Source organism: Paractinoplanes polyasparticus, assembly GCF_019710575.1.
Taxonomy (GTDB): domain Bacteria; phylum Actinomycetota; class Actinomycetes; order Mycobacteriales; family Micromonosporaceae; genus Actinoplanes; species Actinoplanes polyasparticus.
The window spans coordinates 1-13,964 of record NZ_JAHWFK010000072.1 but is presented as its reverse complement, the minus strand read 5'-3'; the positions used below and the strand labels follow the sequence as shown (position 1 = coordinate 13,964).

Sequence of the window (13,964 nt, the reverse complement as noted above, 5' to 3'; positions counted from 1 at the left end):
CGCAGCGCTCAAGGCAGCACCACAAACGCTCAGCGCGGCGGACGGCTCGCTCAAAACGACACCGAGCGCGCGGATGATCGCGGTCGACTCGCTCAAAGCGTCACTCCGCACGCCGAGGATGGCCGCGCATGAGCATTTTGATCGACAACATCGGCGAGCTCGTCACCAACGACGAGGGCGAGGGGCTGCTCGGTCTGCGGCGTGATGTCGCCGTGGTGGTCGAGGGTGATCGCATCGCCTGGATCGGGCCGTCCGCGCAGGCGCCGGCCTCCGACCGGCGGATCGACGCCGGGGGCGGCGCCGCGCTACCGGGCTTTGTGGACAGTCACGCGCATCTGGTCTTCGCCGGTGACCGGGCAGCCGAGTTCGGCGCGCGAATGGCCGGCAAGCCCTACACCGGCGGCGGCATCCGCACCACGGTCGCCGCGACCCGGGCCGCGAGCGACGACGACCTGCGGCGCAACGCCGGCCGACTGGTCGCGGAGGCACGCCGGCAGGGAACCACGACGATCGAGATCAAGAGCGGGTACGGGCTGAACGTCGACGACGAAGCCCGATCGCTGCGGATCGCCCGCGAGCTGAGCGACGAGACGACCTTCCTGGGCGCGCACGTCGTGCCGGCCGGCAGCGACCCGGGCGAGTACGTCGACCTGGTGCGCGGCTCGATGCTGGCGGCCTGTGCCCCGTACGCGAAATGGGTCGATGTCTTCTGTGACCGCGGAGCGTTCGACGAGGAGCAGACGCGCGCGGTTCTCACCGCGGGTAAACAGAAGGGCCTGGGCCTGCGCGTACACGCCAACCAGTTGACCGAGGGGCCCGGCGTGCGGCTCGCGGTCGAGCTGGGTGCGGCCAGCGCCGACCACTGCACGCATCTGAGCAGCGCGGACGTCGACGCATTGGCCGGTTCAGCGACAGTCGCGACCTTGCTGCCGGGCGCCGAGTTCTCGACCCGCTCGCCCTATCCCGACGCGCGCCGGCTGATCGACGCCGGTGTCACGGTCGCGCTGGCTACCGACTGCAACCCCGGTTCCTCGTACACGTCGTCGATGCCGTTCTGTATCGCGCTCGCCGTCCGGGACATGCGGATGACCCCGGCCGAGGCCGTGCACGCGGCGACGGCGGGCGGGGCGCAGGCGCTGCGCCGCGACGACATCGGCCGGTTGCGCCCCGGCGCCCGAGCCGACCTGACGGTGCTCGACGCGCCGTCCCACCTGCACCTGGCCTATCGGCCCGGCGTACCCCTGATCAGCAGTGTTCTGCACAACGGAGTCCCGTCCAACCACCCCACCGCCGGCCCCTGACCTGACTAAAGGCTTGCTCTCATGAATGTTGTAGTAGTCCAGCCCACCGGCGTAACCCCGGCCGATGTGCTCGCGGTCGCCCGCGGTAACGCCCGCGTCGAGATCGCCCCCGAGACCGTCACGGCCATGGCCACCAGCCGTGAGATCGTCGACCGGATCGAGGCCTCCGGCCGTCCCGTGTACGGGGTGTCGACCGGCTTCGGCGCACTGGCCAACACGTCCATCGCCCCGGAACGCCGCGCCGAGCTGCAGCACGCGCTGATCCGCTCCCACGCCGCGGGCATCGGCGCGCCCATGCCGCGCGAGGTCGTGCGGGCCATGATGCTGCTGCGCCTGCGCTCGCTCGCGCTGGGCCGCTCGGGTGTGCGCCCGCTGCTCGCGCAGGGCCTGGCCGACCTGCTCAACCATGACATCACGCCCTGGGTGCCCGAGCACGGTTCGCTCGGCGCCTCGGGCGACCTGGCCCCGCTCGCCCACTGCGCGATCGTGCTGCTGGGCGAGGGCTGGGTGATGGGCAAGGACGGCGCGCGGATCGCCGCCGCCGAGGCCCTGCATGCCGTCGGCCTGGAACCGCTCGAGCTGGCGGCCAAGGAGGGCCTGGCCCTGATCAACGGCACCGACGGCATGCTGGGCATGCTGCTGCTCGCGATCGACGACGCCGAGCACCTGTTCGCGATGGCCGACGTCACCGCGGCGCTGGCGATCGAGGCGATGCTCGGCTCGGAGCGGCCGTTCCTGCCCGAGCTGCACGAGATCCGGCCGCACCCGGGCCAGTCGGCGTCGGCCGCCAACATCCTGAAGCTGCTGCAGGGTTCGGCAATCATGGACTCGCACCGGGACGACCTGGCCCACGCGGTGCAGGACGCGTACTCGATGCGCTGCGCCCCGCAGGTGGCCGGCGCGGCCCGCGACACGCTCGACTTCGTGCGCACGGTGGCGAGCCGCGAGCTGGTGTCCGTTGTGGACAACCCGGTCGTGCTGCCCGACGGCCGCGTCGAGTCGACCGGCAACTTCCACGGCGCCCCGCTCGGCTTCGCCGCCGACTTCCTGGCCATCGCCGCCGCCGAGGTGGGCGCGATCGCCGAGCGCCGCGTCGACCGCCTGCTCGACGTGACCCGCTCCCGTGACCTGCCGCCGTTCCTCTCGCCCGACGCGGGGGTCAACTCCGGCCTGATGATTGCCCAGTACACGGCGGCCGGCATCGTCGCCGAGAACCGCCGCCTGGCCTCACCGGCCTCGGTCGACTCGCTGCCCACGAGCGGCATGCAGGAGGACCACGTCTCGATGGGCTGGGCCGCCACCAAGAAGCTGCGCACGGTCCTTGACAACCTGACCAGCCTGCTCGCCGTCGAGCTGATCTCCGCCGTACGCGGCCTGCAGCTGCGCGAACCACTCGTGCCCTCGGCCGCGGGCCGGGCCGCGATCGCCGCCCTGGAAGCCTCCGCGGGCCGCCCCGGCCCCGACCTTTTCCTGGCCCCGGCCCTCGAGGACGTCCGCGCCGTCGTCGCCGGCCGCGCCCTGCGGGCCACGATCGAGGACGCCGTCGGCCCGCTCCGCTGAGCCACCGGGCTCACTGACGTGATCGTGTCGGTTCCGGGCCACGACTGCGCCGGCACCTGCTCGCTCGGCTCCCTGAGCGCGGCCACCGGCGGACACCTGCCCGACCTCTTCGTGGAGGCGCAGGCGGGGCGGCGCCCGGCGCATCGGGGGCGTTGATCAGGCGGCGGGGTCGGTGCCGGCCTTCCATGGGCAGTCGTTGACCTCGGGCTCGACCACGACGAACGTCTTGGCCGCCGCGATCGGGCTGGGGGCGCTCACCGGCTCGCTCGCGAAGAGCACGGAGAGACCCACCAGCGCTGTGGCCGCGACGAGAGCGGCGAAACGGAGCTGCATGAAAGTTCCCCCAGTCGATTTCGGCAGGCGCTCCCTCAAGCATGTCTCAGCTTGTTGACAGCTTCCTGAGAGCGCCCCTAGCTCGTCACCTCGCGGGCGATGACCTTGGAAAGCTCGCGGAACGCCTTGCCCCGGTGGCTGATCGCGTCCTTCTCGGCGGGCGACAACTCGGCGTTGGTGCGGCTCTGGCCGTCGCCCAGGAAGATCGGGTCGTAGCCGAAGCCGCCCTCGCCGCGGCCGGCCCGCAGAATGCGCCCGGGCTGGCGGCCCTCGACCAGATGCTCGCGGCCGTTGGGCAGCACCAGCGCCGCCGCGCAGACGAAGGCGCCGCCGCGCTGCTCGTCGGCCACGTCGGAGATCTGGGCGAGCACCAGCTCGAGGTTGGCCTGGTCGTCGCCGTGCCGGCCGGACCAGCGGGCGCTGAACACGCCGGGCATGCCGCTGAGCGCGTCGACCGCGAGGCCCGAGTCGTCGGCCACCGTGGGCAGCCCGGTGCGCTTCGCGCCCTCGCGGGCCTTGATCAGTGCGTTCTCGCCGAACGTCAGCCCCGTCTCGGGCACGTCGGGATAGCCCTCGAACTCGGCCAGGCCGACCAGCGCGATGCGGTTGGCGCCGAGCGACGAGTCGAGGATGCGCTGGAGTTCGACCAGCTTCTTGTGGTTGGCCGTGGCCAGCAACAGCTTGGCGCTCATGCGGCCAGCGCCTTCTGCTGGGCGGCGGCCAGGTCGGCGCAGCCGGCGACGGCCAGGTCGAGCAGCGCGTCGAGCTGCTCGCGGCGGAAGACGCCGTCCTCCCCCGTGCCCTGCACTTCGACGAAGTCACCGTCGCCGGTGCAGACCACGTTCATGTCGACCTCGGCCTTGACGTCTTCGGTGTACATCAGGTCGAGGCGGGGCTGGCCGTCGATGATGCCGACGCTGACGGCCTGGATCGAGCGGTGCATGACCTTGTCGACCCGGCCGGCCAGGGACTTGCGCTCGGCCAGCCAGCCCACCGCGTCGTGCAGGGCGACGTAGGCGCCCGTGATGGCGGCCGTGCGGGTGCCGCCGTCGGCCTGCAGGACGTCGCAGTCGAGGACGATCGAGTTCTCGCCCAGGGCCTTGAGGTCGATGCAGGCGCGCAGGCTGCGGCCGATCAGGCGGGAGATCTCGTGCGTACGGCCGCCGACCTTGCCCTTGATGCTCTCGCGGTCGCCGCGGGTGTTGGTGGCGCGGGGCAGCATCGAGTATTCCGCGGTGACCCAGCCGAGCCCGGAGCCCTTGCGCCAGCGCGGCACGCCCTCGGTGACGCTCGCGGTGCAGAGGACCCGGGTGTTGCCGAACTCGACGAGCACCGACCCCTCGGGGTGGATGCTCCAGTTCCGCGTGAGGGTCACCGGGCGCAGTTGGTCGGCCTCGCGGCCGTCGGGGCGTGCCATGCCCAAACCTTATTAGGCCGACGACCGGACCGCTGCGCCCGCCCCACGCCTGTGGATAACTATCCGAGCGTGGGGCCGGCCGGCCGGGGCACAGCCGGGCGCAGCACCGCGGTGGGGCGCTTGCGGCCGGCCAGCGCCACCTCGGGCAGCGCGCCGTGGGCCCGCAGGAAGCCGTCGACCGCCTGCGGCCAGCCGAAGTTCTCGGCCCGGGCGCGGGCGGCGGCGCGACGTTCCTGCTCCGGGCGTTCCATCAGGCCGCGTACGCCCGCGGCGAAAGCCTCGGGTGTGCCGGGCACCGCGACGCCGGCCTCCCCCACGACCTCGGGCAGGGCGCTCGACTCGTTCACCACGACCGGGGTGCCGCAGGCCAGCGCCTCGAGGGCGGTCATGCCGAACGTCTCGACCGGACCGGGAGCCAGCACGACGTCGGCGCTGGCGAGCAGCCCGGCTACGGCGGTGCGGTCGGCGATGTGGCCGGTGAAGCGGACCGGCAGGCGGGCCGCACGGTAGGCCAGCGCGGCCCGTCGTACGCCGTCTCCGGCCACGGCGAGCACGGCGGGCACCTTGTCGTTGCGCAGCGCGGCGATCGTGTCCACGGCGAGCTCGGGGCGCTTCTGCCCGGAGAGCCGGCTGGCGAAAGCGATCAGCAGCTCGCCGGGACGGGCGTAGCGCTCGCGGATGCTCTCGTCCCACCGGGACGGGTGGAACCCGTCGAGGTCGACACCGAGCGGCACCTCGGTCAGATTGGGCACGCCCAGCCGGCGGAACTCGGCCGCCGCGAACGAGGTGGTGCAAATGATCTGGTCGAAGAACTCGGCCGTCCGCAGGTTGAACTTGTCGGCCAGCGCGTCCCGCTTGGGCACGCCCCAGACGCCCAGGAGGCCGGCCAGGCTCTCGTGCGAGACCATCATCGAGCCGACGCCGCGCTGCCGTGCCCAGCCGCCCGTCCAGCGCAGGCTGGTGCGGTCGGAGACCTCGAGGCGGTCGGGCTCGAGCTCCTCGAGCAGCTGGGTGAGCTCGCGCCGGCTCGTCATCACGCGGTAGCCGCCGGTGCGCGGCAGCGGGGCGCTGGGCAGCGTGATCACGCGGCCCTGCGAGGTCATTTTGTCGGAGCGCTCACGTCCGGGAACGATCAGCACCGCTTCGTGCCCGGCGCGCTGGTAGCCCTCGCCGAGATTACGAAGCGCGGTCCGCAGGCCACCCGAATGGGCTGTCACGAAGTTGGCCAGGCGAACAATGCGCATGCAACAACTCCAAGATCACGATTCGCTGGGTGCTCCCGTGCTCGGACCGCACCCCCGCCCGGCCCAGGACTCAGAGATCGTAACGGGCACCTGGACGCACGACCTCAACCGGTCCGGTAAACGCGGCCACGGCGGCATCCACAATAGATGCCTCCGAGACCCACGCGGGCACGAGATGGGTCAGCAGCAGTTTACCGACGTCCGCCTTGGTCGCCGCCTCGCCCGCCTCGCCGCCGGTCAGGTGCAGGCCAGGCGGGTTGTCGGCGCCATCGGCGTAACTCGCCTCACACAAAAACAAATCCGCACCCGCGGCGAGTCGCAGCAGCGGCTCGCACGGCGCCGTGTCCGAGGAGTACGCGAGCACTCGCCCAGCGTGCTCGATCCGGACGCCGTACGTCTCGATGGGATGGTTGACCCGGTCGACGGTGACCGTGAAGGGACCGATCGGGAACGTTCCCGGCTGGAGACCGTAGAACGTGTAGACATCGTCGACCGTCTCGTTCTCCTGGCTGTACGCCGAGGAGATGCGCTCGGCCGCGCCGAGCGGGGCATAGACCGGCACCGGCGGCCGCGGGCCGGCCGGGTCGTAGCGCCGGACGACGATATAGGTGCAGGCGTCCAGCATGTGATCGCAGTGCAGGTGGGTCAGGATGATCGCGTCGATCGAGTTCATGTCGGAGTAGCGCTGAAGCGCGGACAGCGAACCCGATCCGAAGTCGATGAGCAGCCGGAATCCCTCAGCCTCGACGAGGTAGGCGGAACAAGCCGACTCGGGGCCGGGAAAACTGCCGGCACAGCCGAGAACGGTCAGTCGCATGCGGGTCCCTCTGACTCACGCTGGGTCGAACAGGCCCCGCCCGACCGGTCCGTGCTGAACTTTTCAGACCAGTCAATCACGGAGCGAAGCGTACGCCGGGGCCTGCGCGCCATGTAAACGTCTGATCGATTTGTCGCTAAATCGACAACGTACATCACACCGCCCGTGACCTCGACCATTAACGCAATTCCCGTTACGTCCGGTGAGTCGTTTGCGTTGCACAAAGCGAGGACTTCAGAGGACGGAACAGACGGAGGCAGCGTGAGCACGGTCCAGAAAGACCGCACCACGCGCACCGAGGCGGCGGAGATCATGCCGTTCGGTGGGTGGGAGAGTACACCGGCGCGAGCGGGCCTGGACGACGATGAGACGCTTTTCCGTTTTCCTGCCCCCGATGACCCCGCACCCAGCACGGCCCGCCTGCTGACCATGGCCGTAGGGGCAGCCGCTCTCGGCTTCGCCGCAGTCGGCGTGGGAGCGCTCGCATTTGTCACGCTGCTGGGCGGGGCGCCGTTCTGGTATGTGCCGACGCTCGCGCTATTCGGATTGCTGAGCATTGCTCTCACGGTCGGCGCGTTCCTGTCGATCCACCGCGCCTTCCTGCCATGGCTCCTGCTCGCTTGCGCAGCCGGGCCACTGACAGTCGACATTCTGATTGCGGTCCTTTACTAGGGCGCATCTGGTGGATCACGCGGGACCGCGCTAAGCCCAGAGCTGCCCTTCAAGGGCCTCTTCGGCGTCGTTGAGTGTGCCGCCGTAGGCGCCGGTCGAGAGGTATTTCCAGCCACCGTCGGCGATCACGAAGGCGACATCGGCGCGGCGGCCCGCCTTGACCGCCTCGTGGGCCACGGCCAGCGCGGCGTGCAGGATGGCGCCGCTGGAGAAGCCGGCGAAGATGCCCTCGACCTCGACGAGCTGGCGGGTGCGGAGCACGGCGTCGCGGGTGCCGACCGAGAAGCGACGGTCGAGCACGCTGGCGTCGTACAGCTCGGGGACGTAGCCCTCGTCGATGTTGCGAAGCCCGTAGACCAGCTCGCCGTAGCGCGGTTCGGCCGCGATGATCTGGATCCCGTCGACCTTTTCCTTCAGGAAGCGGCCGGTGCCCATCAGCGTGCCCGTGGTGCCCAGGCCGGCCACGAAATGGGTGATCGTGGGCAGGTCCTGCAGCAGCTCGGGGCCGGTGGTCTCGAAGTGCGCGCGGGCGTTGGCCGGGTTGCCGTACTGGTACAGCATCTTCCAGTCCGGATGCTCGGCGGCGACCTGCTTGGCGGTGGCGACGGCCTGGTTGGAGCCGCCCGCCGCCGGCGAGAACAGAATCTCGGCGCCGTACATGCGAAGCAGTTGAATCCGTTCGGCCGAGACGTTCTCGGGCATCACGCAGACCAGGCGGTAGCCGCGCAGCTTGGCCACCATGGCCAGGGCGATGCCGGTGTTGCCGCTCGTCGGCTCGAGAATGGTGTCGCCCGGGTGCAGATGACCGGACTCCTCGGCCTCGCGCACCATGTAGAACGCCGCCCGGTCCTTGATGCTGCCGGTCGGATTGCGGTCTTCCAGCTTGGCCCAGAGCCGCACCGCCGGCGCCCCCTCGGGCACCGACGGTGAGAGGCGGGGCAGGCCGACCAGCGGCGTGCCCCCCAAGGCGTCAAGCAGGCTCTCGTAGCGAGCCATCGTCAGCTCAGCCTTTAGTCGAGACAGCGGCAGCGAGGTGCTTGGACGGGCGCCCGAGCAGGGCGGCCGCCGCCGCGAAACCCAGGGCGCCGCCGGCCACGGCGGGCAGGATGGTGATCGAGTCACCGTCGCTGAGCTTGGCGTCGAGCGCGCCCAGGAAGCGGACGTCCTCGTCGTTGACGTAGATGTTGACGAAGCGGTGCAGGCCGCCCTCGGGGGTGATCAGCCGCCCCTTGAGGCCCTTGTGCTTGGCGTCCAGGTCGTCGATCAGCGCGGTCAGCGTCTCACCGGCGCCCTCGACAGTCTTGGCGCCGCCGGTGTAGCTGCGCAGGATGGTCGGAACGCGAACTTCGATAGCCATGGCTGTGAATGCTCCAAAAGGAAGGTCGAACTGAGGGCAGGATCGTCTACGGAGTGGTCGTCAACGACACTCGTAAACGACCGAAACCGGGCTCTGCCCGAACATGTACGACTGCACAGCGCTAGCCATCACGCGTCTACCGTCGCATCCACGATGTTGATCTCTTCCTCGGTCACCACGCCGTCCACTATGCGGAACGATCGGATCTCCTCCGAGTCGCTCTCGCGCGTGGAAACGAGCACATAGTGGGCGCCGGGTTCGCCGGCGAACGAGATGTCGGTGCGCGACGGGTAGGCCTCGGTGGCCGTGTGCGAGTGGTAGATGACCACCGGCTCCTCGTCGTTGTCGTCCATCTCGCGCCAGACGCGCAGCTGTTCCATGGAGTCGAACTCGTAGAACGTCATCGACCGGGCGGCGTTGTCCATCGGGATGAGCCGGGTCGGCAGGTCGCTGCCGATCGGGCCGGCGACGACGCCACAGGCCTCGTCGGGGTGATCCCGGCGGGCGTGGGCGACGATCGCGTCGACGATCGCGCTGTCGATGGTCAGCACGCTGTTCACATTACCGTGAGAATGCGGAGAGCCCGGCGTGGCGGCGCTCACTCGATTTCGGGCAGCGCGTTGAGCAGCGACTCCTGCAGGTAGCCGAGGTAGGCGTACACGCTGAGCTGGAACACGCGGCTGGAACCCGGGTCGTGCAGCACGGCGTCGTCGAGCTCGGCGCCCAGGTCGGTGTCGGCCTGGATGTCGAGCCGGGTGCCCATGGCCAGCCGGGCGTCGTTGATCGCCCGCAGCCAGGCCTCGGCCGCCTCGCCGTCGAGGCGCACCTCACCCTCGCCCTCGTCGGGCAGGGCGGCGAGAATGGCCCCGGCCTGGTCGATCTTGCCGGTCTTGAGCTCCCCCTCGGTATAGAGGCGGAACTCCTCCGAATCGTCCGGACGGTCCGGATAGATGTCGGGGAAAAGCCGGCTGACGACCGGATCGGTGTGATCCATGCCGTCGGTCAGCAGGCCGACCACTTCACCGGCGACCTTGCGCAGGACGCGCACCTCGTCGACCGCGAACGTGGCCACGCACGTGCTGCCGTTGCGTCGGAACATCTGCCCTCTCCCGCGGTGTTCAGTCCCGGTCAACCGTCGCCCAGAGACCGTATCCGTGCAGCTGATTGGCGTCCATCTCCATGCGCTCACGCGCACCCGAGCTGACCACCGCCCGGCCTTTCGTGTGCACGTCGAGCATCAGCGCCTCGGCTTTCTCCTTCGAGTAGCCGAAGAGCTTCTGAAAAACCCAGGTCACGTACGACATGAGGTTGACCGGATCATCCCAGACGATCGTCACCCACGGCCGGTCGTCAGCGGGTGCCTCCTCGATCTCTGGGCTCTCGATGGGAGCGACCTGTGGCAGCGCCATGCCCACCATGTTGCCACCGGTTCTGCCGCATCGGTGAACCGGAACACCGAACCGCAGGTCAGGACGCGGTTCGTAAGGGGCCCTCGGGCGCAATAGGGTGGGTTCCGTGAACACCTACGCCCCCGCGCTGATGACCGATCAGTACGAGCTGACCATGGTCAGCGCCGCCCTTCAGGACGGCACGGCCGACCGGCAGTGCGTCTTCGAGGTCTTCGCCCGGCGCCTGGCCAGCGGCCGGCGCTACGGCGTGGTGGCCGGGCCGGGCCGGCTGGTCGAGCTGATCCGGAACTTCCGGTTCGGCCCGGCCGAGATCGACTTCCTGCGCGGGGCCGGCATCGTCGACGAGACGACCGCCCGGTGGCTCGCCGACTACCGCTTCACGGGCGACATCGACGGGTACGCCGAGGGTGAGCTCTTCTTCCCGGGCTCCCCGATCCTGACCGTCAGCGGCACGTTCGCCGAGTGTGTGGTGCTCGAGACGCTGATCCTCTCGGTGCTCAACCACGACTCCGCGATCGCCTCGGCCGCGGCCCGCATGGTCACCGCGGCGCGGGGCCGGCCCATCATCGAGATGGGCTCCCGGCGTACGCACGAGGACTCTGCGATCGCCGCCGCCCGGGCCGCCTACCTGGCCGGGTTCGCGTCGACCTCCAACCTCGCGGCGGGCGCCCGCTACGGCATCCCGACCACCGGCACGTCGGCCCACGCGTTCACGCTGCTCCACGACGACGAGCCGGCCGCGTTCGCCTCCCAGGTGGCCGCCCTCGGCAAGAACACGACGCTGCTGGTCGACACGTACGACATCGGCCAGGGCATCCGGAACGCGATCGCCGTGGCCGGCCCCGACCTGCGGGCCGTCCGGATCGATTCGGGCGACCTCTCGGTGCTGGCCCAGCACTCACGCGAGCTGCTCGACTCGCTCGGCGCCACCGAGACCAAGATCGTCGTTTCCGGCGACATGGACGAGTACGCGATCGCCACGCTCGCCGCCGAGCCGGTCGACATGTACGGCGCCGGCACCGCGGTGGTCACCGGCTCCGGCGCGCCCACCGCCGGGCTCGTCTACAAGCTGGTCGAGGTCGAGGGACGCCCGGTCGTCAAGCGCTCCGAGAACAAGGCGACCGTCGGCGGCCGCAAGACCGCCGTACGCCGGCACAAGCCCACCGGCACGGCCACCGAAGAGATCATCGTGTCGCAGGGCGTGCCCGACCACGCCGCCAACGACCGGCTGCTCCAGCGCTCGTTCGTCGCCGGCGGCGAGGTGGTCGAGCTGCCGACGCTGCAAGAGTCGCGCGAGCACCTGCGGCAGGGCCTGATCTCGATACCGTGGGAGGGTCTCAAGCTCTCGGCCGGCGACCCGGCCATCCCCGTCACCATCGTCCCGACCAGCTAGGGGTTGTCCCGTGACACGAGCGCTGATCATCGTCGACGTCCAGAACGACTTCTGCGAGGGCGGCTCGCTGGCCGTCACCGGTGGCGCCGCCGTCGCCGCGGGCATCTCGCTGGTGCTGAGCAGGGCGGGCGACCGGTGGGACCACGTCGTCGCCACCAAGGACTACCACATCGACCCGGGCGCCCACTTCAGTGACCACCCGGACTACGTCGACAGCTGGCCGCCGCACTGCGTGGTCGGCTCGGGCGGCGCCGACTTCCACCCCGAGCTGGCCACCGACCGCATCGAGGCGATCTTCCGCAAGGGCGAACACCAGGCGGCGTACTCGGGCTTCGAGGGCAAGAGCGAGAACGGCGAGACCCTCGCCGCGTGGCTGCGCGAGCGGAATGTGACCGAAGTCGAACTGGTGGGCATCGCCACCGACCATTGCGTACGCGCTACGGCGCTCGACGCCAAGGCCGAGGGCTTCGACACGACCGTGTTGCTGGAGCTCACGGCCGGTGTCGCGGCCGGCACGACGGCGGCCGCGCTCGAACAGCTCAAGGCGGCGTCGATCGAGACCACCGGGCGGCCCGTCGTCTCGTCCTGATTTCCGCTTGATCAAGTAGTTGGTTTTTTGTCGCACCCCCGGGGCAGGATGAGCCCCGGAGGTCAGGAACCACATGCTTCTCAAGCCTTACCGAGACACCCTCGCCCTGCCCGGCATCCCATCCCTGCTGGCCGTGGCGACGCTGGCCCGCATCCCGATCGCGGCCGGCGCCGTCGTGCTCACCCTGCACGTGGTCACCGACCTGGGCCGGGGTTACGGCGCGGCCGGCCTGATCGGCGCGGCGTTCACAATCGGCGGCTCGGTCGGCGCGCCCGTCATGGGCCGGCTCATCGACCGGCGCGGCTTGCGTCTGGTTCTGGTGCTCACCACGGTCGCCGAGGTGATCTTCTGGTCGGCCGCGCAGGCCGTGCCGTACTGGACGCTGCTGGCCATGGCACTGTTCGGCGGGGTCCTGGCCCTGCCCGCGTTCTCGGTCGCCCGCCAGTCGATCAGCGCCCTGACGCCCGAGGCCCAGCGCCTGCCCGCGTTCGCGCTCGACTCCATCTCGACCGAGCTGTCGTTCATGACCGGCCCGGCCCTCGGCGTGCTGGTCGCCACCACCGCCGGGCCGCGCTGGGCGATGCTGATGCTCGCCGCGGGCATCCTGCTCTCCGGGCTCGGGCTGTGGCTGCTCAACCCGCCGGTGCGGGCCGCGCACGAGGCGCCCATCGCGGCCGGCCAGCGGGTGCCGCGGCGCAGTTGGCTCACTCCCCGATTCGTCGCCCTGCTGGCCGTGACGATGGCCGCGACCCTGGTCCTGTCCGGCACCGACGTCGCCCTCGTGGCCGTGCTGCGCGGCAACGGCGAGCTGGGCTGGGCCGGCCTCGTGATGACCATGTGGGCGTTCTATTCACTCCTGGGCGGTTTCGCCTACGGCACGATCCGCCGCCCGCTGCCGCCGGTGGTCCTGCTCGTCCCACTGGCCGCGGCCACCATGCTCGTCGGCATCGGCCACGCCCACTGGTGGCTGATCGCTCTGCTGCTGATCCCGGCCGGCGCCCTCTGCGCCCCACTGATCACCGCCACGGCCGACGCGATCAGCCGCATGATCCCGGCCGGCGCCCGCGGCGAGGCCATGGGCCTGCACAACTCGTCGCTCACGGTGGGCGTCGCCCTGGGCGGCCCGATCGCCGGCTTCGCGGCCGACCGCTTCTCCCCTCCCTGGGGCTTCGTAGCCGTCGGCGGCGCCGGCGTCCTGATCGCCCTGCTGGTCCTCCCCACCGAACTCCGCCGCCGCCGCAGAGCCGCCGCCGCTGACACAACGCCGGGCTCCGCGGCCGCCACGGGCTCACACGATGGCGAGCCGGCCAGGGCTCCGTCGCACCGCATGATCCACCCACGCGACGGCGAACCACTCGTCGAGGAACCGCCCGCCGTCGCCGGCGCAGCCGTGGCCGCCTACGCCGCCACCACCGAGCTGACCTACGCCCCAGCCACGACCGACCACGCAACGCCGACCAGCGACGACCCGGCACACCTCGCCCCCACCGACCCGAAGCGAGCCGCCTCCGACAACGGCCCATCCAAACAGGGCGACCCACTTCACGTCCGCCACCCCTGACCCACCCGGCGTCCGCTACGCAGCCGGCCGAACTCCGACGCTCAGGCCCCGCCGTTCAGTTTTGCCGCTCCCGCGCACGGCCGAGCCCCGGCCATCGCCGACCCGGGTTGACCACCCACCGATCGGCTGAAGGCCCTGACGGAGCCGCCCCCTCGCCCCTCACGGATCCGGACCCTCCGCCCCTGACGCAGCCGGACCGTTGCGCCCCCTTGGCGCAGCCCGGCCCCTCCGCCCTGGCGCAGCCCGGCCCCTCCGCCCTGGCGCAGCCCGGCCCCTCCGCCCTGGCGCAGCCCGGCCCCTCCGCCCTGGCG

At 70.8% G+C, this 13,964-nt stretch carries 15 protein-coding genes and 2 pseudogenes; 7 read left to right on the top strand and 10 right to left on the bottom strand.

The window, feature by feature from the left end; genetic code table 11:
* Positions 1–128 precede the first annotated feature (128 nt).
* The 3 genes from hutI to KXC43_RS47590 are packed head-to-tail and all read left to right on the top strand — an operon-like array spanning position 129 to position 3,017.
* On the top strand, positions 129–1,301 hold the full coding sequence (hutI, locus tag KXC43_RS47600; protein WP_221382922.1) for an imidazolonepropionase: 1,173 nt from the start codon (positions 129–131) through the stop codon (positions 1,299–1,301).
* 21 nt (positions 1,302–1,322) lie between these two features.
* Complete coding sequence (gene hutH / locus KXC43_RS47595) at positions 1,323–2,861, top strand: histidine ammonia-lyase (RefSeq protein ID WP_221382921.1); 1,539 nt, start codon at positions 1,323–1,325, stop codon at positions 2,859–2,861.
* A gap of 18 nt (positions 2,862–2,879) precedes the next feature.
* Positions 2,880–3,017 (top strand): hypothetical protein, encoded by a 138-nt coding sequence (locus KXC43_RS47590; RefSeq protein ID WP_221382920.1) that lies wholly within the window; start codon positions 2,880–2,882, stop codon positions 3,015–3,017.
* On the opposite strand, the gene KXC43_RS47585 is transcribed toward KXC43_RS47590, so the two are convergent.
* The 5 genes from KXC43_RS47585 to KXC43_RS47565 all read right to left on the bottom strand — a co-directional run bounded on the left by KXC43_RS47585 (position 3,018) and on the right by KXC43_RS47565 (position 6,672).
* Positions 3,018–3,194 carry a hypothetical protein gene (locus tag KXC43_RS47585; RefSeq protein ID WP_221382919.1) on the bottom strand — a complete coding sequence of 59 codons (177 nt, stop codon included), beginning with the start codon at positions 3,192–3,194 and terminating at the stop codon, positions 3,018–3,020.
* Positions 3,195–3,271: 77 nt separating this feature from the next.
* Entirely contained in the window at positions 3,272–3,886 is a 615-nt protein-coding gene (rdgB, locus tag KXC43_RS47580; RefSeq protein ID WP_221382918.1) for an RdgB/HAM1 family non-canonical purine NTP pyrophosphatase, read from the bottom strand.
* On the bottom strand, positions 3,883–4,611 hold the full coding sequence (gene rph / locus KXC43_RS47575; RefSeq protein WP_221382917.1) for a ribonuclease PH: 729 nt from the start codon (positions 4,609–4,611) through the stop codon (positions 3,883–3,885). The genes rdgB and rph overlap by 4 nt, the downstream gene beginning before the upstream one ends.
* Before the next feature lie 59 nt (positions 4,612–4,670).
* Positions 4,671–5,855, bottom strand: coding sequence for a glycosyltransferase (locus KXC43_RS47570; RefSeq protein WP_221382916.1), 1,185 nt, complete (start codon positions 5,853–5,855; stop codon positions 4,671–4,673).
* 70 nt (positions 5,856–5,925) lie between these two features.
* Entirely contained in the window at positions 5,926–6,672 is a 747-nt protein-coding gene (locus tag KXC43_RS47565) for an MBL fold metallo-hydrolase (protein WP_221382915.1), read from the bottom strand.
* Between the two features lie 261 nt (positions 6,673–6,933).
* On the opposite strand from KXC43_RS47565, the gene KXC43_RS47560 reads away from it, so the two are divergent.
* The gene (locus KXC43_RS47560; protein ID WP_221382914.1) at positions 6,934–7,344 is read left to right on the top strand and encodes a hypothetical protein; all 411 of its coding nucleotides are present in this window, start codon (positions 6,934–6,936) and stop codon (positions 7,342–7,344) included.
* 30 nt (positions 7,345–7,374) lie between these two features.
* On the opposite strand, the gene KXC43_RS47555 is transcribed toward KXC43_RS47560, so the two are convergent.
* From KXC43_RS47555 to clpS, 5 genes and pseudogenes are all read right to left on the bottom strand, one after another.
* Positions 7,375–8,340, bottom strand: a complete 966-nt coding sequence (locus KXC43_RS47555; protein WP_221382913.1) for a PLP-dependent cysteine synthase family protein — start codon at positions 8,338–8,340, stop codon at positions 7,375–7,377.
* Between the two features lie 7 nt (positions 8,341–8,347).
* Positions 8,348–8,701: a MoaD/ThiS family protein gene (locus KXC43_RS47550; protein ID WP_221382912.1), complete on the bottom strand. Its 354-nt coding sequence runs from the start codon at positions 8,699–8,701 to the stop codon at positions 8,348–8,350.
* Positions 8,702–8,761: 60 nt separating this feature from the next.
* Positions 8,762–9,252 (bottom strand): annotated as a pseudogene (locus KXC43_RS47545) (M67 family metallopeptidase).
* Between the two features lie 47 nt (positions 9,253–9,299).
* Positions 9,300–9,800 (bottom strand): DUF2017 domain-containing protein, encoded by a 501-nt coding sequence (locus KXC43_RS47540; RefSeq protein WP_221382910.1) that lies wholly within the window; start codon positions 9,798–9,800, stop codon positions 9,300–9,302.
* A 19-nt stretch (positions 9,801–9,819) separates the two neighbouring features.
* Positions 9,820–10,110 carry an ATP-dependent Clp protease adapter ClpS gene (gene clpS, locus KXC43_RS47535; protein ID WP_221382937.1) on the bottom strand — a complete coding sequence of 97 codons (291 nt, stop codon included), beginning with the start codon at positions 10,108–10,110 and terminating at the stop codon, positions 9,820–9,822.
* 106 nt (positions 10,111–10,216) lie between these two features.
* Between clpS and KXC43_RS47530 the strand changes: the two genes are divergently transcribed.
* The 3 genes and pseudogenes from KXC43_RS47530 to KXC43_RS47520 all read left to right on the top strand — a co-directional run.
* Complete coding sequence (locus KXC43_RS47530; RefSeq protein WP_221382909.1) at positions 10,217–11,503, top strand: nicotinate phosphoribosyltransferase; 1,287 nt, start codon at positions 10,217–10,219, stop codon at positions 11,501–11,503.
* A gap of 10 nt (positions 11,504–11,513) precedes the next feature.
* The gene (locus KXC43_RS47525; RefSeq protein WP_221382908.1) at positions 11,514–12,092 is read left to right on the top strand and encodes an isochorismatase family protein; all 579 of its coding nucleotides are present in this window, start codon (positions 11,514–11,516) and stop codon (positions 12,090–12,092) included.
* A 73-nt stretch (positions 12,093–12,165) separates the two neighbouring features.
* Positions 12,166–13,347 (top strand): annotated as a pseudogene (locus KXC43_RS47520) (MFS transporter); the annotation flags it as partial.
* Positions 13,348–13,964: the final 617 nt, after the last annotated feature.